Origin of the sequence: Bartonella sp. AP30XZML (genome assembly GCF_042195945.1) — a bacterium.
Classification (GTDB): domain Bacteria; phylum Pseudomonadota; class Alphaproteobacteria; order Rhizobiales; family Rhizobiaceae; genus Bartonella.
The window spans coordinates 1-1,051 of the sequence record NZ_JBHIPJ010000073.1; the positions used below are offsets into that span (position 1 = coordinate 1).

Sequence of the window (1,051 nt, forward strand, 5' to 3'; positions counted from 1 at the left end):
AGCCATCTTTGTCTCCTTAATGCTGTAAAGTTTCTCCGGTGTGATCAACACCGCAGCTCTTGCAAATTTTCGACATTGGGGCGTGTTGCTCTTGCATTAATCTCTGCAAGCGCTCGGGATAAAAAAAATCTTCGGGGCGCAAATCTATCCCATGATCACGTGCGTAGGTTAAAATTTTTTGCTGGTGCTTTGCTGGTATAAAACTATGCCATCTAGAAACAGACGACACATCTCTTTGCACTATGGTTGCTACAGTTTTGAAACCACCTAAATATTTTATGATTAATCTCGCAGGCATATGTAATCTCCATAACAGCGCAATAAATAATTGCACTTTTTACATATGTCAACAAAAAATGCACCTTTCACATTTTTGCATTTTACGTATTTTTAAGGATAATGTTTAGATTATGAGTAGCAATATTGAAAAAAGCATCCAACAATGGCTAGAAAAAAAATTAAACGAGCGCGGACACGGTGCTCAAATAGAATTAGCAGCCTACTTGGGAATCCATCAATCCACTATAAGCAGAATGATTAATCCTTACAAAAATGGAAAATCAAGAAGCATTAGTATTGGAGAATTAGTTAAAATAGCCGAGTTTTTTAACGAACCCCCCCCAAATTTCTTCAATGATGTTGATCAAGAGTTTATGAATTTTTATCGTGATCTTTCTGAAGAAAACAAAAAGTCTGTGATCTTATATATTGAGTTTTTAAGGCAATCAAAAGATAAGTAATAGTTTCCTTTTCTTTCTGAGAAAACCCTTTTAAAAGATTAGAATCTTGTTCCACTATTTGCATTTTGTATCTCCATAAATTGTGGATAGTGCATTTTTAAAAAAAACATACCTAACATAAATATGCACTTTTTACATTTTTATGTTGACACTTGCACTTTTTACATATAATCACTCCATATCTTAGAAAATAACTTTTGCCAATAGGCTGTATGGAGGCATTTGTGAAAAAACCAGTGTTTATAAATTCTGATGAAATTCTCTTAGTGATGTGCGAAAATGAAGAGCAAAATCTCGCTAAATCTGGTCCT

The 1,051-nt window shown here is 34.0% G+C and carries 2 protein-coding genes; one reads left to right on the plus strand and one right to left on the minus strand.

The annotated features are described in order from the left end of the window. Nucleotides 1-16: 16 nt before the first annotated feature. A complete protein-coding gene (locus ACFIL2_RS05255; protein ID WP_375680540.1) occupies nucleotides 17-298 on the minus strand; it encodes a hypothetical protein in 282 nt (93 codons plus the stop codon). A 112-nt stretch (nucleotides 299-410) separates the two neighbouring features. Between ACFIL2_RS05255 and ACFIL2_RS05260 the strand changes: the two genes are divergently transcribed. Further along, entirely contained in the window at nucleotides 411-740 is a 330-nt protein-coding gene (locus ACFIL2_RS05260) for a helix-turn-helix domain-containing protein (protein ID WP_156851527.1), read from the plus strand. Nucleotides 741-1,051 lie beyond the last annotated feature (311 nt).

What these genes read in the sequence shown, in the direction of transcription:
- ACFIL2_RS05255 (WP_375680540.1), bottom strand. Translation starts at nt 298, where the DNA reads ATGCCTGCGAGATTAATCATAAAATATTTAGGTGGTTTCAAAACTGTA.
- ACFIL2_RS05260 (WP_156851527.1), top strand. Translation starts at nt 411, where the DNA reads ATGAGTAGCAATATTGAAAAAAGCATCCAACAATGGCTAGAAAAAAAA.